Raw genomic sequence first — 21884 nt, 5'->3', positions numbered from 1 at the left:
TTCACTTGCTGCGTTTGACCATCGCCATGATGGTATCCATCAACTCGTCGCGCGCCTGATCCACGCTGATGTCCTGAGCCACGGCCGCGTGCGCCAGGCCGTCAGCCGCGCCCAGCATCGCCCACATGCTGGCCGGCGATATTCCCGTGGGTCCGGCGTAAGGCGCAAGTATGGATTGGCATTTCTTGATGAAGGCCTGCTGGTATTGATGCTTTACTGTTGTCAGTTCCGGGGAGCCGCCCAGCGCGGCCAGCACGCCGGGAATCTCGCGGCCCTGCGTCATGACGCATTCGATGTAGCCCGCTGCGATGACCCGGGCCTTTTCCTTCAAGGCCGGCTTGCTGGCGGCGATCGCGGCGTCGATGAGCGCGGTCTGGCGGACGTCGAAGTCCTGGTACAGCGCCACCAGCAGCCCGTTGCGCGTGCCGAAGTGGTCATAGGCCACGGGCTTGGTGATGCCGGCTTCCGTGGCCAGCCGTCCCAGGGTCAGGGCGTCCGTGCCTTCGTCGCTGATCAGCTTCCAGGCGACGTCCAGCAACTGGCGTTGGCGATCGTCGCGCGACAGGCGGCGCTGCGGGTTGGCTCTGGCGGGGCTTGGCATCTTTGCGGTCATGATTGTTGGACTTCCTCCTCGTGGATTACAGCACGCGAGGAGAAAATCTTCTGGCCTATCGTCCGGGCGGCGTCGAGATGGGCGGCGGGAAAGCCCGCGTCGGAGGGCAGCAGCAATTCCGAGGTGGCGACGTTGGCGCCGCAGTAGCCGAAGATGCCGTGGTCGATCTGCGTCTTCATGGCGCCGAAGTAGCCGTGCCGCGCATAGGTGCGCTGGTTGGCGCCGCCCAGAGCGACCAGATGCACGTTGAGGCGTTGCAGCTTCTTGACCAGCTTGCCGTCCGCATCTTCGTAGGCCCAGCCTTGGGTGAACACCCGGTCGATCCAGCCCTTGAGCAAGCCCGGGAAGGACCACCAGTACACGGGGTAGACCAGCACCAGAGCATCGGCGCGTTCAAGCCGCGCATGTTCCGCGGCGACTTCCGGCAGGGGCTCCCCCTTGCCCATGGCCAGCGCGACGTCCGGCTGGGTGAACCTAGGGTCAAAACCTTCGGCGGCCAGGTCTGCGACTTCGAACGTATGCCCGGCATCGGCAGCGGAAATTCCTTCAGCGACCTGTCGCGCCACCGCGTGGGTCAGCGACGCGGGATCGGGATGTGCAACAACGATTAGCGCATGCATGGCGTCCACACTCCATCAAAATAATTAACCTACCGATAGTAACTTACTTTTGGTAGGTTGTGATTTTGACGTGAGTAGCGAGGCGGCTCCCTGGGAAGACCGACAGCCCGGCGCTAGGCGGGGAGATTTCTAATGGCTGGGAATTTGGGCCAGCACCAGCTGCGTGGTCTGGCGCAGGTGCTGGGCCAGCAATTTGGCGGCGGTATCGGCGTCGCGGGCAAGCGCGGCTTCCAGCAGCTTGCGGTGTTCGTCGGCGACGTTGCGTTCCTTGCCCTTTTTCGAGCCGGAGGCGGCTTTGGTCCCGGAATTCAGCTGCACCGACAGGTAGCGGTAGCGCGCGGTCTGGTCACGCAGCAGCTCGGCGATGGCGATGAGCGACTTTGAATCGCTGCCGCTGATCAGCGCCGAATGGAAAGCGGAATGCGCTTGTTCCCATTCAGCCGACAAGCCGGAGCCGTCCGCAGCGTGCAGGGGCAGGCGGCTCAGGCGGTAGTGCGCGCCGGCCAGCCGCTCTTCCCAGTCCAGACTGCCGAGCGCGATAGCGCGGCGCAGCGCTTCGCATTCGATGTGGATCCGGGTTTCGGTGATGTCCAGCAGTTCTTCCGCCGACACGTCCGCCACGCGGAAGCCGCGCTGGTCTTCCGCGACCACGAATCCGCTGGTGGCCAGGCGCGAAAGCGCCTCTCGCAGCGGGATTGCGCCGCTGTCGTAGCGTTCGCAGAGATCCTTGATGCGCAGGCGTGCCCCCGGGGGCAGGCTGCCCGTGATGATGTCTGCGCGGATGTCATTGGCCAGGGCCGATGCCGCAGTCCGGAAAGGTGTGGAAACGGAGGTCATGCGAAACGATAAGGTTTTTATCTATGAAGCTCAAGTTATCCAGGGAAAACCAGAATATATATATTTTTATGAATTACATATTCTTCGTTCAACCCTAATCCATCAGGAGATCACGTGAAACTGGCCACCCTACAAATCGACGGCGCGCCTCGCGCCGCCGCACTCGTGCAGGGCCGCCTGGCGCTGCTGTCCGCTCCAGGCGTCGATCTGGGTACGCTGCTGCGCCAGGGCAAGACGCTGGCCGATCTGGAGCGCATGGCAGCCGCGGCCACGCAGTTCATCGATCCGGCTGCCGCGACCTTTCTGTCGCCGTCGATCGAACCTCCCAAGATCCTGTGCGTCGGCCTGAACTATGCCGACCACACCAAGGAAAGCCCGTACGACCAGCCCGATTACCCGACGCTGTTCCTGCGCGTGTCGACCAGCCTGGGCGCGCATGACGCGGTGGTGGAGCGTCCGGCCATCAGCGATACGCTGGACTACGAGGGCGAAATGGTCGTGGTGCTGGGCAAGGGCGGACGCCGGATCGCCAAGGAACAGGCGCTGGACCACGTGTTCGGCTACGCCGTGGGCAACGAAATCTCGGTGCGCGAATACCAGTTCAAGTCGCCGCAGTGGACCGTGGGCAAGAACTTCGACGGCACGGGCACCTGGGGGCCATACGTGGTCACGGCTGACGAACTGCCGGCGGGCGGTAGCGGGTTGCGGATCGAGACCCGCCTCAATGGCGAAACCATGCAATCGTCCAACACCAGCGACATGCTGTTCGATGTGGCTACCGTGATCTCGACCGTCAGCGAGGCCATTACCTTGCAGGCCGGCGACATCATTTTCTCCGGCACCCCCGCCGGCGTGGGCTTCGGGCGCACGCCCAAGCTCTACATGAAGGACGGCGACACGGTAGAGGTGGACATCGAGCGCATCGGTACGCTGCGCAACCGCATCCGCGACGAGGCGCCGTCCGCCTAGGTTTCTCACCACGCATCCAGCGGCCCCGGCGCCATCCGCGCGCCGGGGCGCACGGCCACGATCTACTCTTGGAACTCCAGACATGCGAATCGCAACTGCTTTTGTGAAGTCGTCCGTGAGCAATCCCGCCCGGCGTCGTTGGGCCAGGCTGTTGCTGGCCGCAGGCCTGGCGTCCAGCCTGGGCGTGGCCAGCGCGGCGGATTGGCCGGCGCGGCCGGTGAAGATCGTGGTGCCGTTTGCCGCCGGAGGAACCACCGACCTGATCGCGCGGCTGATCGCAACGCCCATGTCGCAAGAGCTGGGGCAGCCGGTGGTGGTCGAGAACCGTCCGGGCGTGGGCGGGCTGCTGGGCGCCGATGCCGTCGCCAAGGCGGCGCCCGACGGCTATACCGTATTGATGGCCAACATCTCCTATCCGTTGGCCGCCCTGGTGGCGCAGGGCGCGAAGCGGCTGAACTTCGATCCCTTGGCCGACCTGCGCAGCGTGAGCGTGGTGGCCAACGTGCCGCTGGTCATCACTTCCACGCCTTCGGTGCCGGCCCGCAACCTGAAGGAATTCGCGGAACTGCTCAAAAAGAATCCTTCGACCCACTACGCCTACGGCTCCACGGGACCCGGTTCGTACATCCACGTGTTCGGCATGTGGTTCCAGGAACAGACGGGCGCGTCGATGACGCACGTGCCCTTCAAGGGTGCTGCGCCCTTGAAGGGCGAAATGCTGGCGGGCCGCATCCAGATGGGCGGCGACCAATTGTCTTCGTCGCTGAGCGACATCCGGGCCGGATCCTTGACCGCGCTGGCGGTCACCTCGCCGCAACGCTCGCCGTCCCTGCCGGACACGCCCACTGTCAGCGAACTGGGTTTTACCGGCATCGATACCGAGGGCTGGAACGGCTTGCTCGCCCCGGCGCAGACGCCCGACGCCGTCGTGGCGCGTATCGGCCAGGCGGTGTCCAAGGCCGTTCAGCAGCCCGCCATCCGCCAGCGCCTTGCCGAACTGGGCGCCGAGGCCAGCGGTTCCAGTCCCGAGCAGATGAGCGCTTTGCTGAAAAGTCAGTTCGTCCAGTTCGGCCCCATGGTGTCGCGCCTGCAACTTGAGTGATGCCGTGGCGGGGATTCCAGATCCCCGGCAGCTTTGGCTTTCCAACGAGTCCAACCAGAAAGGCCTGCAATGAAAGCACTGCGTAGCGGCGTGGCCGCGAGTCTGCAGTTCCTGATCGGCATCCTGGCGTGCGCGAACGCGCAAGCCCAGGCCGACGCGCCGCCCGTCTCCATCGTCGTTCCGCAGCCGGTGGGCAATCCCACCGACGGCGTGGCGCGCAAGCTGCAGCCGCTGCTGCAGGCCGCGCTGGGCAGGACCATCATCGTCGAGAACCAACCCGGGGCGGGCGGTTCCATCGGCACGCAACGGGTGCTGAATGCGCCAGCGGACGGACGCATGCTGTTGATCGCGTCCCAGACCGAACCCATCCTGACCCCGGCCACGATGCAGCATGTGAAGTACCGGGCGGAGAACCTGCGCGCGGTGGCGGTGGTGGCGCGGCTGCCCTACATCCTGACCGGCGGCAACGCGGTCGCGGCCAAGAACCTGGGCGAACTGACCCAACTGGCGCAGGCCCAGGGAGACAAGGGACTGAACTTCGGACATATCGGTCCGGGCTCGATGATCCACCTATTGGGCGAGCAATGGGCGCGGCAAAGCCAGTTCAAGCTCAACCACGTCGTCTACCGGGGCGTTCCGCCCGTCACGCAGGACCTGATGGGCGGTCAGATAGAACTGAGCTTCCTGCCGCTGGGCGGGTCGACGCTGGACCTGATCGAGTCCGGCCGCATACGGGCCTACGCAACGACCGGCGCCGCACCTAGTCCCAGGCTGCCCCAAGTGCCGCCCTTGTCCGCATCCAGCGAAAAGTTGCGGGATTTCGTGTACGGCACGTGGATCGCCTTTCTGGTGCCGGCCAAGACGCCGGACGCGACCGTTGCCAGCCTGAACCGCGCGATCGTCCAGGCCATGGAAGATGCCGCGTTTCGCGAGTATGTTGTTTCCACGGGTATGGAGCTGGTGGCGCAGAACTCGGTGGCGGACATGCGGGACTTTTACCAGACGGAGACGGCGCTGTACCAGGGTCTGGCGCAGAAGGTCGCCGTCGAGCAATGAGCGCAGGGCAGCCTGCCGCAACCAGAACAAGATTCTTGGAGACAGACATGCAATCCAATGCGCAGACAGCGCCGCTCGCCGTGCACTCGGTGGACGAGTTCGTGTTCAGCGTTCCCGATCTCGAAGAGGCCAGGCGCTTTTATTCGAGTTTCGGCCTGGATGTGCGGGATGAAGGCGGCTGCCTGGCGTTGTACACCCATGGCCATCCGCACCGCTGGGCGCGCATCTTGAAGGGCGTACGCAAGCGTCTGCTGTGGGTGAGCATGGGGGTCCACGCGGACGACCTGGAACGGTTCGCCGTGAATCTGGACCGCCTGGGTATCGCCCGCCGCGACGCGCCGCAGGACGCCGACCCCGCAGGGCTCTGGATTGAGGCGCCCGACGGGCTGGCTCTGCAATTGCGGATTGCAGCCAAGTCTTCACCGTCGGCCCCCGCGCCGCAAGAGCCGCCACAGGCCAGCGGCGGCGCCGGCCGCGCGCCCGCGCGCAGCCAGGTGCGGCAGGTGCGGCCGCTGTATCTGTCGCACATCCTGTTGTTCAGCGCCGACGTGGTTCGGGCCACGCGCTTCTACGTGGATGCGCTTGGACTGCGCGTGTCGGATACCTCGGGCGATGCCATCGCCTTCATCCACAGTCCGCACGGCAGCGACCATCACCTGATCGCATTGGCCAAGTCGCATGGCCTGGGCCTGCATCACAGCAGCTGGTGCGTGCCGTCCATCGATGCGGTGGGGCAAGGCATGGAGCAGATGGGCGCGGCGGGGTATGCGGACGGCTGGGGCGTGGGCCGGCATGTGCTGGGTTCAAACTATTTCCGCTACGTGCGCGATCCCTGGGGCAGTTACGCCGAGTATTCGTACGACATCGACTTTATCGCCGAAGGGCAGAAGTGGCCGTCGGGGGATTATCCGCCGGAGGATTCGCTGTATGTGTGGGGCCCGGCGTTGCCGCCGGACTTCATCACCAATCATGAGCGGGATGGCTGAGGGCTGGCGCTCCGCCCGTCAGGCTATCGCGTTCATCCCCAGGATCTCCCGCCCCGCGATCAGCGTCTGGATCTCCGTCGTGCCTTCGGGAATCATGCCGCCACGCGTATCCCGGAAGATGCGCTCGATCGGATATTCCTCCGAGTAGCCCAGCCCGCCATGCACTTGCAGCGCCATGTTGGCCACTTCGTGGGCGGCCTCGGTGGCGTAGAGCTTGGCGATGGAGCAGGCCTGGCGCACGTCCTTGCCCGCTTCCAGCGCATGGGCCGCGCGCATGCCCAGCGCGCGCGCCGCTTCGACGCGGACCGTCATGTCGACGATGTGCTTCTGCACCAGCTGGAAGCTGCCGATGGGGCGGCCGAACTGTTCGCGCTGTTTCGCGTAGTCGATGGACATGTCCAGGGCCGCCTGCGCGGCGCCGACGGCTCCCATGGCTATGTTCAGGCGCGCGGCGTCCAGGCCCTTGAGCGTGCCGGCGAGCGCCGCGCCTTCCACGCCGACCAGGTTTTCCTTGGGGATGCGCACGTCGGCGAAGCCCAGTTCGGCCGTGCCGGTGCAGCGCAGCACCATGGTGTCGAGCTTGCGCACGTCATAGTTGGCCAACGCACGTTCGACGATGAAGGTCGACAGCTTGCCTTCGCAGGTGGGGCTGTAGGTGCGCGCCACCACCATGGCGAAGTCCGCGTCGCAGCCGTTGGTGATCCACAGCTTGCGGCCGTTCAGCACCCACTCGTCGCCAACCAGGTCGGCCCGCGTCTGGATGCCGGCGATGTTGGAGCCGGTGTTCGGCTCCGTCAGGCCGGTGCAGGCCTTGAGGCGGCCGGCCATGAGCGGCTTGAGGTACTTCTCTTTCTGCGCCGGCGAACCGTGGGCGGCCAGGCGCTTGATGGAGCCGTTGGTGATGTTGACGATGGTGCGCAGCGACAGCCAGTGGTAGCCCAGCTCTTCCATCATCATGGCCCAGGTGGGCATGTCGATGCCGTGTCCGCCCTGGTCTTCGGGCAGGTTGCCGCCCAGGTAGCCCAGCTCCGCCAGCTTGGGCATGAGTTCGAACGGAAAGGTCCGCGCCTTTTCGTGCTGCGCGACGATGGGCGCCACTTCCGCCAGCATGAAGCGGCGGATGCTGTGCTGCAGCTCCTGTTGTTCGGGCGTCAGGTCGATGTTGCTCATGCGTTTACTCCAGCTTCAGGTTGGCGCGTTCCACCAGGTCGCGGGTGACCTCGCGGTGCTCCGCCCAGAATTTGGCGAACGCTTCGGGCGAACTGCTGACCAGCGGGGTGGCGATGCGTTCGAAGCGTTCCTGCACGATGGGCATGGCGGCGGTTTCTTCCAGCGCCCGGGCCAGCTTGTCGATGATGGGCTTGGGCGTGCCGGCGGGGACGACCACGGCCTGCCAGGTGGTGACCTTGAAGCCCGGGACGCCGGACTCGGCGATGGTGGGCAGGTCCGGCAGATCCTTGACGCGGGTGGCGCCGCTGACCGCCAGGGGGCGCAGCATGCCGTCCTTGATGTAGGGCAGGGAACTGGAGCGGCTGTCGATCATGAAGGTCAACCGTCCGGCGACCAGGTCCTGCAGCGCGGGCGCGCTGCCCTTGTACGGCACGTGCGTGAGCTTGGTGTTCAAGGCCAGCGCGAGCGAGGACGCCGCGGTGTGCGCCGAACTGCCGTAGCCCGGCGATCCGTAGGTGATCGTCGCCTGCTTGTCCGCCTTGATCGCCTTGATCAGGTCCGCCATGGTCTGGTAGGGCGAATCCTTGGGCACCACCACCACCAGCGGCGAATCGGTCAGTTGCGCGACGGGCGCGAAGGCCTGGGCCGGGTCGATCTTCAGGTCCTTGTACAGGTACTGGTTGACGGCGATGGTGGCCGCATTGGTCCAGAGGATGGTGTAGCCGTCGGCGGGCGCGCTGGCCGCGGCCAGCAGCGAGAGATTGCCGTTGGCGCCAGGCTTGTATTCCGGGATGACGGGCTGGCCGAGCTTCTTGCTCAGCTCGTCCTGCATCATCTTGAACGCGATGTCGGAAGGTCCCCCGGGCGCAAAACCGATCACCGCGCGTATCGGCTTGTCCGGCCATTCCGCGGCCGAGGCCGCCGTCGCGAATCCCGCGGCCAGCAGGGCTGCCGCAACCATCTTGCTGAACTTCATTCCTGTCTCCTGTTTTTCTGGGTTGAGCGCGCTTGCGTTGCGCGGACGGATTCTTGGGTGATCCGTTTGTTATTCGCATTGCGAATTAATAATTCGTTTAATGAATTGATGATACTGCGGCCTCGGGAGCGCCGCAATAACGGGCTTGCGGCCCGATGCCAGATCTGTTCGCGCAGGCGCATGAAAAATCCCTGCCGCGCGCAGGGCGGGGCAGGGATGCGAGGGGTGTGGAACGGCCCGTTGGCACGGGCGGGAAATCAGGCGGAATCGACCATGCGCATGAAGCGCGCGCTGGCCTGCACGCATTCCCGCTGCAGCCGCAGGACGATGCTTTCCACGGGTTCTATGCCGCGGGCGAAGCCCACCGCCGGGCCCATGGACAGCATGCCTTCTTCATGCTGGCCCGCCTGATAGGCGAGGGCCTGGGTGCGTTCGCCGCTGATCAGTTCGCCGAAGTCCGCGTAGCTGCTGGCGCCCGCCTGTTCCAGCGCGGCGACCTTGCGGGCGTTTTCGTTGTCGAGAATGCGCCAGGTGTCGCCCAGGCTGCCGAGCACGGCGCGGGTGCCGTGCTCGCTGGTGTCGACCACGCGCTGCTTGTACGCGGCGTGCGCCGGGGTCTCCTGCGCTGGCGTGAAGACGCTGCCCATCACCACGGCGTCGGCGCCCAGGGCCAGCGCCGCGGCGATCTGCCGGCCGTGGCCGATGCCGCCGCCCAGCGCCAGCGGAATGCGCAGCTGTTCCAGGGCATAGGCGCCGTTGAGGAAGGTGGGCAGCTGGTTGCTGCCGGGGTGGCCGCCTTCTTCCATGCCGACCAGCGTGACTGCGTCCACGCCCATGTTCTGCGCCGCGACGGCATGGCGCACATGCGCGCACTTGTGGATGACGATGGCGCCAGCCTCGCGCAGCGCGGGCAGCAGCGGCGTGGGCGGCAGGCCCGCCGTTTCGAACAGGCGCACGCCTGCGTCGAGCGCGATGCGCAGCCGCGTCAGCATGGACTCGTTATTGGCCGCGCGGCGCGACAGCGTGAGGTTGACGCCGAACGGCAGGCCGCCCGTCAGTTCGCCGCAATCGCGCAGCGCCTGCCGGAAGTCCAGGTCCGTGCGTGAGCTGCGCGCGGTCATGAAACCCATGCCGCCTGCGCGCACCATGGCGGCGACCAGCCGCGCATCCGACAGCCACATCATGCCGCCCAGCAGCAACGGCCAGCGTATGCCCATCAGTTCGGTGATGCGGGTGGGCCAGCGTTGCGGAATGGCCGGAGCAAGAGGCTGGGTCACACGTGCCTCCCCATCAGCAGGATGGGCTGCAGTTCATGCGCCAACTGCCGTAGCGTGGGGCCGGCTTCATCGAGCATCAGTTGCCGGGGCAGCAGCGCCGCCGGGCCGCCGCAGCTGACCACGTAGCGTTCGCCGGCGGGCAGCTCGATGGCGGCGGCGACGGTGTTGATCTGATAGGCGGGGCGCTCGTGATAGACGAAGCCGCGCTCCGGATACCGGGCGATGGCGTCGGCAATGGCCTGTTGCTCCGTGGCATCGCCGGCCTTGCCGGATGCGCGGGCCTCTTGCAGCAGGGCCTCGCGTTCCTCGGGCGAGCAGCAGGCCAGGTAGGCCCAGCCGATCGCGCTATGGAACAGCGGTATGCGCGAACCCACGCGCAGATTCATCAGCAGCGGCGAATTTCCCTGGCAGCGCAGCAGGTAGACGATGCTGTCGCCGTCGCGCCGTCCCAGCGCCACCGCGACCTGATAGCGGTCGGCCAGCGCCTGCAACATGGGCCGGATGATGTCCAGCGCTTCCTGCCCCGCCAGCGCCGCGCCGCCCAGCGCGATGGCGGCGATGCCCAGTTGCAGCTTGTCCTTGCCTGGCACGGCGGCCAGGAATCCCGTCTTTTGCAGGGTATGGCACAGCCGCCAGACCGTGGGCTGGGCCAGGCCGGTCAGATGGGCCAGTTCCGTCGTGCCCAGCATGCGCCGTTCGGCGCTGAAGCAGCGCAGGATGTCCAGCCCGCGGGCCAGCGCGGTGACGAATTGGCGGTCGGGTTCCGCGGAATCTTCGGTGGCGTCGTTCTTGGGCGCGCGAGGCGAGGCTCTTGACATGGGCAAGCTCCTTTTCTATGATCAATTCACTAAATGAATTATAAATTCGCATAGCAAATTATGCAAGATCAGGAGGACGAATGAGCGGTCAGCAGGATTGTGCGCCACAGGCCCAGGGCGTGATGTCCTGGCCTGGCGTTTGCCATTGGGGCGGGAAGGCCCTGGCCAGAACCTTGGCGGCCGCGGGCGCACGCCTGCGCCTGCCGCTGGTGGTGACCGATGCCGGCACCTGGGGCGCTACGGGCGCCGCTGTCGAAGCGGCGCTTGCCGCCATGCCGGGACTGCAATGGCATGTCTATGACGGCGTGGTGCCCAATCCCGCCATGGACCAGGTGCGGGCCGCGCTGCACGTGGCGCGCGAGCAGGGCTGCGCCAGCGTGCTGGCGGTGGGCGGGGGCAGCGCCATCGACGTGGCCAAGGCGGTCTACGCCTGCCTGGCGGGCGGGTTCGATGCCGACGAATTGCAGGCGCCGTGTGGGCAAGCCTGGCTGAACGCCGCCGCCGAGCCCGCCGATCCGCTCTTCATCGCCGTGCCCACGACTTCGGGCACCGGCAGCGAAAGCAGCTCGGCCGCGCTGATCCAGGGCGACGACGGGCGCAAGCGCCTGTACCGTTCCTTGCGCGCCCGTCCGGCGCTGGTGGCGCTGCAGCCCGAGCTTACGCTCAGCCTGCCGCCGCGCCCCACCGCGCAGGGCGGCTTCGACGCCGTGCTGCATGCGCTGGGCGCCTGGATCAATACCGATCCTTCCCCTGTCGGCAAGGCCATGGCCTTGCAGGCCCTGCGCCTGTGCATGCGGGCGCTGCCCGACGTGCTGCGCGCCCCGGACAGCCTGCGCGCGCGCGCCGACATGCAGATGGGCGCATATATGGCGGGCCTGGCCATCGGCATGAGCAAGGTGGACGCCGTGCACGCCATGTGCACGCCGCTGGAGTCGCGCGTCCACATGGCGCATGCGGAAGTGCTGGGTCCGATCTTCAGCGTGGTGGCGCGCCACACGGCGCAGACCGCCGCCGCGCCTTACGCCGAGGCCGCCCGCGCGCTGGGCATAGCCGCGACGGGCGACGAACAACAGGACGCCCTGGCCCTGATCGAGGCGGTCGAGTCGCTGGCGCGGCTGGCGGGCATTCCCCTGCGCTTTTCCGGCTTGGCGCTGTCTGAGCAGGACGCCGCTCAGCTGGCCAGCCAGGCCATGCTGAGCGCGTCCATGCCCATCAATCCGCGCGTACTCGCGCCGGAAGAAATCCAATCCCTATACCTGCAAATGGCCGCGTAAGGAGCGCCCGCATGGATGTCATCGATTCCCGCCCCTATGAACTGCTGATCGGGGAAAACTGGCGCGCTGGCGCCGAAGGCCGCACGTTCGATACCTGCAACCCGGCCACGGCGCAGGTGCTCGCCAGCGTGCACGAAGCCTCGGCGGCAGATGTGGACGCCGCCGTGCAGGCTGCGCACACCGCCTTTGAAACGCACTGGCGCAAGACCACGCCGGCGCAGCGCGGCAAGCTGCTGCGGCGCCTGGCCGACCTGTTCGAGCGCGACCGCGAAAAGCTCGCCTGGATCGAAACGCTGAACGTGGGCAAGCCCATTACGCATTCGCTGGATTCGCTCAAGGGCATGCCGGCGTCGCTGGAGTACTTCGCGGGCATCATTCCGGCCCTGCGCGGCGAGACCATACCGGTGGGCAATGCCGACGTGCTCAATTTCACGATACGCGAGCCGCTGGGCGTGTGCGCGCTCATCATGCCGTGGAATTACCCGATGACGCTGACCGTCAACAAGCTCGGTCCGGCGCTGGCCGCGGGCAATACGGTGATCCTCAAGCCCTCGGAAGTGACGCCGCTGTCCAGCATGGCGCTGGCGCGCTTGTTCGAGGAAGCCGGCTTTCCGCCCGGCGTGATCAACGTGGTCAACGGTCCCGGCGCCACGGTGGGCGAGCGGCTGGTCACTCATCCGCTGGTATCACGGGTGTCGTTCACCGGCGGCACCGTGACCGGCGCGCGTATCCAGGCGTCCGCGGCCGCCGACGTCAAGCGCGTCACGCTGGAGCTGGGCGGCAAGTCGCCGCTGATCGTGTTCGAGGACGCGCCGCTGGACAAGGCGGCGGCCGTGGCCGCGGGCGACATCATCAAGAATTCCGGCCAGGTCTGCATCGCCTGCACGCGCCTGCTGGTGCAGGATTCCGTGCGCGAGGAATTCCTTGGCCTGCTGCAGCAGCGCCTGGACGCCGTGCGCATTGGCTCGCCCGCGGACCCAGCCACCGAGATGGGCCCCCTGGTCAGCTCGGCCCAGAAGCAGCGCGTCGAGAAGTACGTGGCGCTGGCGCGGGAAGAGGGCGCGCAGCCCGTCCATTACGGCAACATGAAGCTGGAAGGCGACACGGCCAAGGGCTACTTCGTGCCGCCCACGCTGCTGCTGAACTCCCATGCGCGCATGCAGAGCGCGCAGGACGAGATCTTCGGCCCGGTGCAATCCGTGATCGGCTTTCGCGACGAAGCCGACGCCTTGCGCATCGCCAACGACACGCGCTACGGGCTGGCCGCGGTGCTGTACACGCGCGACGGCGGCCGCGCCCTGCGCATGGCGCGCGGCCTGCAGTCGGGCAGCGTGGCCATCAACACCGGCCTGCGGACGTCGTTCGATGCGCCGTTTGGCGGCTACAAGCAGTCTGGCATCGGCAAGGAACGCGGGCTGGAAGCCATCTACGAAAACACCCAGCTCAAGAACGTCAAGTACGACACCACGATCTAGCGTGGCGCCCACAGGAGACAACATGAAGTTCATCGTCAAGCTGGCCTCGGGCCTGGCCGCCTGCATGCTGGCGGCCGGCGCGCACGCGGAATGGCCCGACCGTCCGCTGCGCATGGTCATCGGCTTCGCGCCCGGGGGCGCTTCGGACATCGCGTTCAAGATGGTGCAGGACGAGCTATCCAAAAAGCTCGGCCAGCCCGTGGTGCCGATCTACAAGCCCGGCGCCAACGGCAACATCGCCAACCAGGCCGTGGCCACGGCCGAACCCGACGGCTACACGGCGCTGTGGGCCAACGTCGGGCCGCTGGCCATCAACACTTATCTCTACAAGGGCGTGCAGGTCGATCCGGGCAAGGCCTTTGTGCCGGTCACGCAATTGACCGATTCGCCGCTGGTTGTGGTGGTGCCGAAGTCTTCGCCATTCCAGACCATGCAGGACCTGGTGCAGGCGGCGAAGAAGCCCGACGCGGGGCTGTCGTACGGGTCCGCCGGGCACGGCAGTTCCATGCACGTGGCGGGCGCCGCGCTGTCGCTGGCCCTGAACGCGCCCATGACGCACGTGCCTTACAAGGGCAGCGCGCCCGCGCTGCAGGACCTGATCGCCGGGCGCCTGTCCTTCATGGTGGACAGCCGCTCCACCACCGCGCCCTTCATCAAGGAAGGCGCGCTGCGCGCCCTTGCCGTCAGCGGCGACCAGCGCGTGGCGGACATGCCCGACGTGCCCACGGTGGCCGAGTCCGGCGTGCCCGGCTTCAAAGTGACGACCTGGCAGGCCGTGGTCATACCGGCGGGCACGCCCCAACCCATCGTCGACAAGTTCTCCAAGGCCTTGCGCGACACCCTGCAGATGCCCGAAGTGCAGGAACGCTTCGCGCGCATCTACACGCCGCTGGTGGGCAGCACGCCCGAAGCCTTCGCAGCCTTCTGGGCCAAGGAGAGGGCCGGCGCCCAGGCTCTGGTGGAGAAGGCGCGGCTGCAGGTCGATTGAACGCCGGGCCCGGGCGGGCCCGGCGCGGCAGGAACATTGAAACTCGAATGGAATGGCATCATGGATCTGGAACTGAAGGGTTGCACCGCTTTCATCACGGGCGGCGCGGGCACGCTGGGCATGGCAATGGCCAGGCGCTTCGTGCAGGAAGGCTGCAATGTGGTGGTGTGCGACGCCAATGAAGAGGCGATCGAATCCGCCTGCGCCGAACTGTCTGCCTTGGGCGGGAACGTCCTGGGCGTGCGCGCCGACGTGACCAACAAGGACGAGGTCGGCCGCGCCGTGCAGCAGGCGGTCGAGCGCTGGAAGAAGGTGGACATCCTGGTCAACAACGCGGGCTTCGCGCGCGACCGTTATCTGACCAAGATGTCCGAGGAAGATTGGCACGCGGTGCTGGACGTGACGCTGCAAGGGGCATTCCATTGCTCGCGCGCAGTGCTGCCGCTGATGATGGAACAGCGCTTCGGCCGCGTCATCAACATCGCCTCGCGCGCCCATCTGGGAAATCCCGGGCAGACCAACTACTCGGCCGCCAAGGCCGGGCTGATCGGCTTCACCCGTTCGTTGGCGCTGGAGTCCGGCAAGTTCGGCATCACCGCCAACGCGGTCGCCCCGGGCGTCATTTCGACGCCGCGCATGCAGAAGCGCCCCGACTACCAAGAGCTGACCGAACGCGCCAAGACCAACACGCCGGTCGGCCGGCTGGGCGACCCGGCCGATGTGGCCGCGACGGTAGCCTTCCTGGCATCGCGCCTGGCCGGCTTCACCACAGGCGAGACCGTGCACGTGACGGGAGGGCGTTACGCATGAGCACGCCATTCGATCTGGACGAACATCTGGGCCGCCGCCTGTACTTCGAGGACCTGGCGTCCGGGCAGTCCTGGGAAAGTCCGCGCCGCACGGTCACCGAAGCGGATGTGGTGCAGTTCGCCGGGCTGTCCGGCGACTACAACGCGCTGCACACGGATGCCGTATTCGCCGCCAGCCATCCCTTCGGCCAGCGCGCCGCGCACGGCATGCTGACCTTGGCCATCGCGTCGGGCCTGACCACCCGCATGCCGGTGTACCGCCTGATGGACGGCACCCGGCTGGCGCTGACCGAACTGCGCTGCGTGTGGCGCAAGCCCGTGCTCATCGGTGACACCATCCATGTCGAATTGAGCATAGGCGAGAAGACGCTGTCGCAGAAGCGCCCCGGCACGGGCCGCGTGACCATGCTGCGCACGGTGAAGAACCAGAACGGCGAGATCGTGGTGGAGTCGGAATGGACCACCCTGATGAAATGCCGACCGGAGGCCGCATGAGCGCCAGTCCTTCCCAGTTTGATCCCAACGTCCGCTTCGACGATCTGGTGGAGCTGACGCGGCCGCGTTCGGTCATGATCGTGGGCGCCTCCAGCAAGCCTGGCACGCTGGGCCACACCACAGTGGTCAACGTGCTGGAGCACTCGGATTTCGACGGCGAGGTGCACCTGGTCAACCCCAAGGGCGGCGAACTCTTCGGCAAACCCTTGCATGCCAGCGTGGACGCGGTGCCGGCGCAAGGCATCGACGTGGCCTTGCTGCTGGTGCCGGCCGAATCCGCCGTCGCCACGCTGCGCGCCTGCGCCGCCAAGGGCGTGCGCTACGTCATCGTGTTCACGGGCGGTTTCGCCGAGCTGGGCGTAGCGGGGCGCACGGTCGAGGCCGAGATGCTGGCGCTGGCGCAGCGCAGCGGCATGCGCCTGTACGGTCCCAACTGCGCGGGCATGACCATGCTGGCGCCGCGCCTGGGCCTGACCTTTTCCACCGAATTCCGCAACGACGGCAGGACGGGAAAGCTTTCGCGCATCGGCCTGGTGACGCAGGGCGGAGGCCTGGGCCGTTCGCTCATGCAGGGCAACGAGCGCGGCGTGTGCTTTTCGCGCTGGTTCTCCACCGGCAACGAACTGGACCTGGACAGCGCGGACTTCATCAACTGGCTGGCGCATGACCCGGGAACCGACCTGATCTGCACCGTGATGGAAGGCATACGCAGCGGCCCGCGTTTCATTGCGGCGGCGGCGGCCGCGCGCCGCGCGGGCAAGCCGCTGATCGCGCTGAAGATCGGCCGCTCGGATTTCGGCAAGAAGGCGGCGCAATCGCATACTGCCTCGCTGGCGGGCGAGGATGCCGTCAACGACGCGGTGTTCTCGCAGTACGGCGTCATCCGCGTCGAAGACCTGGACGAACTGCTGGACGTCGCCAGCCTGATATCGCGCGTGGGCGTGCGCCGCCTGCGCAACATCTGCGTGTATTCATCGTCGGGCGGCGCGGGCGTGCTATCGGCCGACAAGGTGGGCGAAGCCGGGCTGGCCATGGCCGCGCTGGCGGATGAAACCGTGGCCGAGATGGCGCGGCACGCGCCCGCCTACGCGGCCCTGACCAATCCCGTGGACCTGACCACCAAGGCGCTGACCGACCCGGATCTGGCGCGGCGCTGCCTGGCGCCGCTGTTTGCGGACCCGGGCGTGGACGCCGTGCTCTATCCCATCACCTCCAATTATTCGGCCAGCACCGAAGGGCTGGTGCGCAACATGCTGGCGGTCGCACAGGGCGGAGCCAAGGCCTTCGTGCCCGTCTGGATGAGCAGCCGCCGCGGGCCGGCGCACGACCTTCTGATCCAGGAAGGATTCGCGCCGGTCTACAGCCTGCGCAACGCCATGCAGGCGCTCAAGCGCGTCAGCGCGTACGCGGACCTGGGGGCCGACGAGGCGCCGGACGCTCCGCCCGCAGGCCTGCCGGCGGCCGCGCCTGTCGTAACGCTGCCCTGCAATGAAGCGCAGGCCAAGGCGCTGCTGGCGCAGTACGGCGTGCGCGCGCCCCGCGAATCCCAGGCGGCCACGGCGCAAGAGGCGGCGGCAGCCGCGTGCGCCATCGGTTTTCGGGTGGCGCTCAAGCTGGTGGCCGACGGCGTGCTGCACAAGAGCGAGATCGGCGGCGTGCAGCTGCGGCTGCGCGATGAAGCCGAAGTGCGGCAGGCTTTCGAGAACATTGTCGCGAACGCGGCGCGGCATCAGGTGCCCGTCGCGGCCATCCGCGGCGTGCTGGTGTCGGAGATGGTGGTCGACGGCGTGGAAATGCTGGTGGGCCTGCATCGCGACGAGGTCTTCGGCCCGGTGCTGAGCGTGGGCGCGGGCGGCGTGTGGGTGGAGGTCGAGGCCGACGTGGCGCGCTGCCACCTGCCGGCCAGCCGCAAGCAGATCGAGCGCGCGCTGGACCAAACGCGCATCGCGCGCCGCCTGGCCAGCCATCGCGGCCTGCCGGCGCGCGACAGGGCGGCCCTGGTGGATGCCGTGCTGCGCATCGCGGCCTTGTTCACGGCGCTGGGAGACGACGTGCAATCGCTGGAGGTCAACCCGCTTGTGGTATTGGACGAAGGGCGCGGCGTGGTGGCGCTGGATGCCGTCATCGAATAGCAGGCAGGCGCAGCGGCCGTCCGCTGCCCGGAAAAAAACACGGAGATTTCAGATGTTCGACAGCAAGATCGGAGGCGGCGACGCCCATACCATCCTGGTGCGAGGCCATGACCTGGTGCAGGACCTGTTCCAGCGCGATTTCATCGACGTGCTGGCCCTGGAGCTGCTGGGCGAGTTCCCCACGCCGCAGCTCAAGACCATGCTCAACCTGTTCCTGGTGAGCGCGACCGACCATGGCCTCACGCCCAGCGCCTTGTCGGCGCGGCTGACCCTGCACGGCGCGCCCGAGGCCATGCAGGGCGCCCTGGCGGCGGGATTGCTGGGCGCAGGCAGCCGCTTTCTTGGCGTGATCGAATACGCCGCGCGCTTTCTGCGCGACGCCCTGCCCAAGCAGGATAGCTACACGGACGAGGAACTGCGCCGCTATGCCGAGGAATGCGTCGCGGCCAACAAGGCGGCCAAGCGCAAGATTCCCGGCGTGGGGCATCCCATACACGTGGACGGCGATCCCCGTTGCGAAAAGATGTTCGAGATCGCCAGGGACTGCGGCTATTACGGCAATTACTCGCGCTTTGCCGTCGAGTTGGCCGCGGCGGCCGCCCGCCAGTCGGGCCGCAAGATTCCGCTGAATGCCACCGGGGCCAAGGGCGCCATCGTGCTCGATATGGGCCTGACGCCGGAGTTGGGCAAGGCCTTGACGATGATCGGCCGTTCGGTGGGCCTGATGGCGCACATCATCGAGGAACAGAAGAATCCCATCGCCCAGAAGGTGTGGGACATGGCCGCCGGCAACGAGTGACGCGTCTGCCGGCCCGGGGTCAATCCCGGTCCGGCGCGCCCAGCGGGAACAGCGGCCGGTACGGCCGCGCTTCTTCCACGGCCCGCGCGAACGATGGACGCGCAAGCAGCCGCGCCCGATAAGCGCGCAGCACCGGATACGATTCGGCGATGCGGTGCGTCCAGTCGCCATAGAACAGCGAGGGCGCGGCGGCGCAGTCCGCCAGGGTAAAGTCCTCGCCAGCCGCCCAGGTCTTGCCGGCCAGATGCGTTTCGAGCCATGCATAGGCGACTTCCAGCTTTTCCACCGCCAGGGCCAGCGTTTCCCGCCGCTTGTTCTCGTCGCCCGAGAGCGCGCCACCTACCGCATGCTGCGTCCAGTTCATGACGTGCAGGTCGAAGAACCGATCCAGGAAGCGCACCTGCAGCGCCGCCCTGGGATCGGAGGGCAGCAGGCGCTGCGGCCCGGGATGATCCAGCTGCAGATGCTCGATGATGATGCTGGTCTCGGCGATGTTGCGGCCGCCGTCTTCCAGCAGCGGGAACTTGTGCAGGGGCCAGCGGCGCAGCCATTCGGCCGCGTGCTCTGGCGTGTCGGGGCCGATGCAGCGGAACTCGAATGGAGTGCCGTTTTCGTACAGCGCGATCAGCACCTTCTGCGTGTAGGAGGAGAAGGGATGGCCGTAAAGGGCGAGCGACATGGCGGGGGTCTCCGGGCGGAATCGCGATGGACGACGCCTAGCGTCGCCGAGGCGAGAAACAATCGCAACAAATAATTTCAAACCTTTTGTGTCAGCGATCCGACCGCCCATGCGAGGCGGCGCGGCAGTACGGGGGAGCCGCGGCCCCCGCCGTTACTGGCCTTGCGGCTGCGAGGCATGGCCGGGCGCTTGCGCGGGTCTGCATGAACGCCGGATCGGAGCCGGCCGGCGTGTGTTTCAGCCGCTATGCAAGGATTGCGATCTGGCCCCGAGCCAGTAGTATGCGCGCTCAACCGACCGATCCCGCTCATACCAAGGACTGATCCATGACCCTGACGCGTCCGCGACTTGCCCTGTCCGCCCTGGCGCTCGCGCTGGCCCTGTCCGGCTGCGCGCCTCATCCGTTCCTGAGCGCCGAAGGCACCAGGAACGATCCGCGCTATGCCCAGCTGCTGGACCTGATCGACGCGGCGCTGAAGGACGATATGGCCGTGGTGCTGGTGGCCGACATCATGCCGCATCGTTCGCTGAGCGACGCGTTGGAAATGACTAAATGGACCTCGCGCGTCATCTGGATGTACGAAAAGGATCCGCGCATAACTTTCAGCCGCGGCTTTCAGACCAACTCGCTACAACGGGACAAGAAGACGACCTATCTGTTCCAGGCCTTCGAGGTGCATATCCTGCCGCCGGGCAAATATCTGCTGACCGGTGGCGACGACTACAAGCTGAATGCCTTGCTTGACCAGGTCGGCGCTGCGAGCGGCAAGGAGGGTTCGGGCCGCGGCGCCAACGGCACCGCCTATCTGTCGCCCGAGCTCTATCGCGAGTTCTACCGGGAAACCAACTGGCGCGACGCTACCTATGGCACCGAGACCAAGACGCGCACGGTCTGCACCGCCGTGCACGCGGCTTCGGGCGCCTGCGTGAGCTGGGGCGAGCAGCAATACAGCGAGACCACGCAGCTCGGTGCGGCCGGCTATCGCGAAGAGACCGATTCCCGCGATATCCCCGCGATCAAGGTGCAGGCCCGCATCCCGCCGCAGCAGGCGCTGGCAAGTTTCACGCTCAAGGGCGGCCAACTGGTGCTGAGCCAGCGCATGCACCTGAAGACGCCGAGCTACAAGTACCGGCAGTCCGCCTGCCGCGCGGTCGATCCGAAGATGATCGAATGTCCGCTCGAAGATCTGACCGTCTACACGCGTCCAGCGCCCATGGAGTTCACGCAGAAGTACATCGAGCGGCTTGAGAACGTAAGCGCGGAACACCGTCAGCTTCTGGCCAAGATGACACCGATGCAGATCACGCCCTTGGGCAAGCAGGGCATGGAAGACCCGATCTGGGGTGTGCCGCTGTCGCTGCGCAAGGGCAAGTAGGCGACGAGCCTCGGGGGGGGCGCTGGAAGGGCCGCCCGTCATCGTAGAGAACAGGACGGGCGCTGGCGGATTGACAGGCAAAATCCGCTTCCCGATCCAGAGCGGAACTGGAATTAGCGTTATCCTGCCGCCAGACTAGATCGTCGGCTGCCATGCCTACCGGGATGGCGCCGATGCCGCGACCGGCGAGGACTGCGCACTTGAAGCAAATCCGGCACTACCTGTTTGGCATCATCGTCTCCCTCCTGCTGGCGGGACTGCTGGCGTTCCTGGGCATCGTGTTCGTCTCCAGCCCCAATCTGGGCTGGGGCGCGCAGGCGCTGTTGAGCTATGGCGTGTTGTTCGGCGGGCCTCTGGCCCTGGTGCTGGCGCTGTGCTGGATCATCTATATGGTGCGCGATAAAGGCCAGGTGCCGGGGCGCGTCCACGCGTTGATGTTCCTGCCCACGGTGTTGGCACTTGCCATCGTGCCCGTCAGCGACTCCATCGAGCAGGGCAGGTGGGACCGTTTCCAGGCGTCGCACCCAGCGATCGAGGAAGCGCATGTCAATCTGAGCGGGCGCACGATCTGGACGGACCGGAGCGGCGGGAGCGTGTCGTCGGGCTCGTCGCCGTACCTGGAGCCCGGGTCGGTGGCTCAATACATGTTTTCGCGCTTTCGCCGCTATCCGAACCAGGGGGCCGCGGCCAGCGAGAATTTCCCCTACGACGGCGCGCGCCTGAAGGACGGCGTGGATCGCTACGTGTACTCCAGCCAGGACGGAACGCCAGGCGCGTCCGTGCCGCTGAAACGCCAGCCGTATCCGGATATGGGCAAGCTGCCCTCGGCGTCCGCGCAGGGCGAATCGGAGCTGGTGGTTTATCACTATTACCACTATGCCGATCACGTCGAGGTGGCGCCGGGCATCGCGCGCTTCGCTGGCACCACCGACGACCGGATGGAGGCGGCCGGGATGCCCGGGGTGGCGATATTCGGCCTGCAGAACCTGACGCCGCAGACCATCGCCCGGGTGGAGATCAACGGCCAGGCCTATGACATGGGCTCGCAGGCGGCGCGCAGCGTGCTGCGGCAGCCTTGCGATCCGGTGCGTGGCGGTAGCCCGGTCCTGCTCGATCTGGAGCAGCCCTTGCGGGTGCGTTGGCAGACGCTGGAAGAACCCGGGACCTGGCGGGAGGCGATAGTGAGCGTGCCGGCCTTCAGCGCGGCGAGCGGCAAGGACCCAGGCAAGGGCCTGCTGCGCGTGCGGCTGTACTTCCTGCCGGATGAGACGGTGGCTGCCGAACGCTACAGGGAGATCCGCGCGCGCGGCGAACTCTCCGTCCGCGCTACCGGCCTGCCCGCCGCCGCGCAAGCCTATACGGGCTGCGGCGGCGCGTATTCCGGCTACAACCCGCAGACGGTGAAGCTGCTGGGCAACTGAGGCCTGCGCGCG

General features: G+C 66.9%; 21 protein-coding genes. 13 read left to right on the top strand and 8 right to left on the bottom strand.

Annotation, left to right across the window (positions count from 1 at the left end):
• Window position 1: 1 nt before the first annotated feature.
• From IB259_RS13660 to IB259_RS13650, 3 genes are all read right to left on the bottom strand, one after another.
• Complete coding sequence (locus IB259_RS13660) at window positions 2-613, bottom strand: TetR/AcrR family transcriptional regulator (RefSeq protein ID WP_192329297.1); 612 nt, start codon at window positions 611-613, stop codon at window positions 2-4.
• Window positions 610-1233, bottom strand: a complete 624-nt coding sequence (locus IB259_RS13655) for an NAD(P)H-dependent oxidoreductase (RefSeq protein ID WP_119451884.1) — start codon at window positions 1231-1233, stop codon at window positions 610-612. The genes IB259_RS13660 and IB259_RS13655 overlap by 4 nt, the downstream gene beginning before the upstream one ends.
• Before the next feature lie 129 nt (window positions 1234-1362).
• Window positions 1363-2070 (bottom strand): GntR family transcriptional regulator, encoded by a 708-nt coding sequence (locus IB259_RS13650; RefSeq protein WP_192329295.1) that lies wholly within the window; start codon window positions 2068-2070, stop codon window positions 1363-1365.
• Between the two features lie 114 nt (window positions 2071-2184).
• Here IB259_RS13650 and IB259_RS13645 point away from each other — a divergent pair, with 114 nt between their 5' ends.
• From IB259_RS13645 to IB259_RS13630, 4 genes are all read left to right on the top strand, one after another.
• Complete coding sequence (locus tag IB259_RS13645) at window positions 2185-3039, top strand: fumarylacetoacetate hydrolase family protein (RefSeq protein ID WP_054451848.1); 855 nt, start codon at window positions 2185-2187, stop codon at window positions 3037-3039.
• A gap of 82 nt (window positions 3040-3121) precedes the next feature.
• Complete coding sequence (locus IB259_RS13640) at window positions 3122-4141, top strand: tripartite tricarboxylate transporter substrate binding protein (RefSeq protein ID WP_119451885.1); 1020 nt, start codon at window positions 3122-3124, stop codon at window positions 4139-4141.
• Between the two features lie 69 nt (window positions 4142-4210).
• Window positions 4211-5197, top strand: coding sequence for a tripartite tricarboxylate transporter substrate binding protein (locus tag IB259_RS13635; RefSeq protein WP_082400792.1), 987 nt, complete (start codon window positions 4211-4213; stop codon window positions 5195-5197).
• 47 nt (window positions 5198-5244) lie between these two features.
• On the top strand, window positions 5245-6183 hold the full coding sequence (locus IB259_RS13630) for a VOC family protein (RefSeq protein ID WP_199728348.1): 939 nt from the start codon (window positions 5245-5247) through the stop codon (window positions 6181-6183).
• An 18-nt stretch (window positions 6184-6201) separates the two neighbouring features.
• Here the strand turns inward: IB259_RS13630 and IB259_RS13625 are convergent, their stop codons facing one another.
• The 4 genes from IB259_RS13625 to IB259_RS13610 all read right to left on the bottom strand — a co-directional run bounded on the left by IB259_RS13625 (window position 6202) and on the right by IB259_RS13610 (window position 10424).
• Window positions 6202-7353, bottom strand: coding sequence for an acyl-CoA dehydrogenase family protein (locus tag IB259_RS13625; RefSeq protein ID WP_054451844.1), 1152 nt, complete (start codon window positions 7351-7353; stop codon window positions 6202-6204).
• Between the two features lie 4 nt (window positions 7354-7357).
• Entirely contained in the window at window positions 7358-8329 is a 972-nt protein-coding gene (locus IB259_RS13620; protein ID WP_054451843.1) for a tripartite tricarboxylate transporter substrate binding protein, read from the bottom strand.
• Between the two features lie 257 nt (window positions 8330-8586).
• Complete coding sequence (locus IB259_RS13615; protein ID WP_192329293.1) at window positions 8587-9606, bottom strand: nitronate monooxygenase; 1020 nt, start codon at window positions 9604-9606, stop codon at window positions 8587-8589.
• Window positions 9603-10424, bottom strand: coding sequence for an IclR family transcriptional regulator (locus IB259_RS13610; RefSeq protein WP_054451842.1), 822 nt, complete (start codon window positions 10422-10424; stop codon window positions 9603-9605). Before IB259_RS13610 ends, IB259_RS13615 begins: the two co-directional genes overlap by 4 nt.
• An 80-nt stretch (window positions 10425-10504) precedes the next feature.
• Between IB259_RS13610 and IB259_RS13605 the strand changes: the two genes are divergently transcribed.
• Genes IB259_RS13605 through IB259_RS13575 form a run of 7 tightly spaced genes read left to right on the top strand, consistent with a single transcriptional unit; the run spans window position 10505 to window position 18396 of the window.
• Complete coding sequence (locus IB259_RS13605; protein WP_175160295.1) at window positions 10505-11698, top strand: iron-containing alcohol dehydrogenase family protein; 1194 nt, start codon at window positions 10505-10507, stop codon at window positions 11696-11698.
• Between the two features lie 11 nt (window positions 11699-11709).
• The gene (locus IB259_RS13600) at window positions 11710-13173 is read left to right on the top strand and encodes an aldehyde dehydrogenase family protein (protein WP_054451840.1); all 1464 of its coding nucleotides are present in this window, start codon (window positions 11710-11712) and stop codon (window positions 13171-13173) included.
• A 22-nt stretch (window positions 13174-13195) separates the two neighbouring features.
• The gene (locus IB259_RS13595) at window positions 13196-14161 is read left to right on the top strand and encodes a tripartite tricarboxylate transporter substrate binding protein (RefSeq protein WP_192329291.1); all 966 of its coding nucleotides are present in this window, start codon (window positions 13196-13198) and stop codon (window positions 14159-14161) included.
• Window positions 14162-14221: 60 nt separating this feature from the next.
• A complete protein-coding gene (locus IB259_RS13590) occupies window positions 14222-14971 on the top strand; it encodes an SDR family NAD(P)-dependent oxidoreductase (protein WP_054452294.1) in 750 nt (249 codons plus the stop codon).
• Window positions 14968-15465 carry a MaoC/PaaZ C-terminal domain-containing protein gene (locus tag IB259_RS13585; RefSeq protein ID WP_192329289.1) on the top strand — a complete coding sequence of 166 codons (498 nt, stop codon included), beginning with the start codon at window positions 14968-14970 and terminating at the stop codon, window positions 15463-15465. Before IB259_RS13590 ends, IB259_RS13585 begins: the two co-directional genes overlap by 4 nt.
• Window positions 15462-17597, top strand: coding sequence for an acetate--CoA ligase family protein (locus tag IB259_RS13580; RefSeq protein WP_192329287.1), 2136 nt, complete (start codon window positions 15462-15464; stop codon window positions 17595-17597). Before IB259_RS13585 ends, IB259_RS13580 begins: the two co-directional genes overlap by 4 nt.
• Before the next feature lie 52 nt (window positions 17598-17649).
• Window positions 17650-18396: a citryl-CoA lyase gene (locus IB259_RS13575; RefSeq protein WP_054451836.1), complete on the top strand. Its 747-nt coding sequence runs from the start codon at window positions 17650-17652 to the stop codon at window positions 18394-18396.
• A gap of 19 nt (window positions 18397-18415) precedes the next feature.
• Here IB259_RS13575 and IB259_RS13570 read toward each other — a convergent pair whose 3' ends face one another.
• Window positions 18416-19075 (bottom strand): glutathione S-transferase family protein, encoded by a 660-nt coding sequence (locus tag IB259_RS13570; RefSeq protein WP_125470942.1) that lies wholly within the window; start codon window positions 19073-19075, stop codon window positions 18416-18418.
• A gap of 326 nt (window positions 19076-19401) precedes the next feature.
• Between IB259_RS13570 and IB259_RS13565 the strand changes: the two genes are divergently transcribed.
• Together IB259_RS13565 and IB259_RS13560 are read left to right on the top strand one after the other, a co-directional pair.
• Entirely contained in the window at window positions 19402-20451 is a 1050-nt protein-coding gene (locus tag IB259_RS13565) for a hypothetical protein (RefSeq protein ID WP_119451893.1), read from the top strand.
• Between the two features lie 200 nt (window positions 20452-20651).
• Entirely contained in the window at window positions 20652-21872 is a 1221-nt protein-coding gene (locus IB259_RS13560) for a hypothetical protein (RefSeq protein WP_192329285.1), read from the top strand.
• The last annotated feature ends 12 nt before the right edge of the window (window positions 21873-21884 follow it).

This window comes from Achromobacter sp. ACM04 (assembly GCF_014851465.1).
GTDB classification, from domain to species: domain Bacteria; phylum Pseudomonadota; class Gammaproteobacteria; order Burkholderiales; family Burkholderiaceae_B; genus Achromobacter; species Achromobacter aegrifaciens.
The sequence above is the reverse complement of the archived record's forward strand: the minus strand, read 5'-3'. Positions and strand labels throughout refer to the sequence as shown.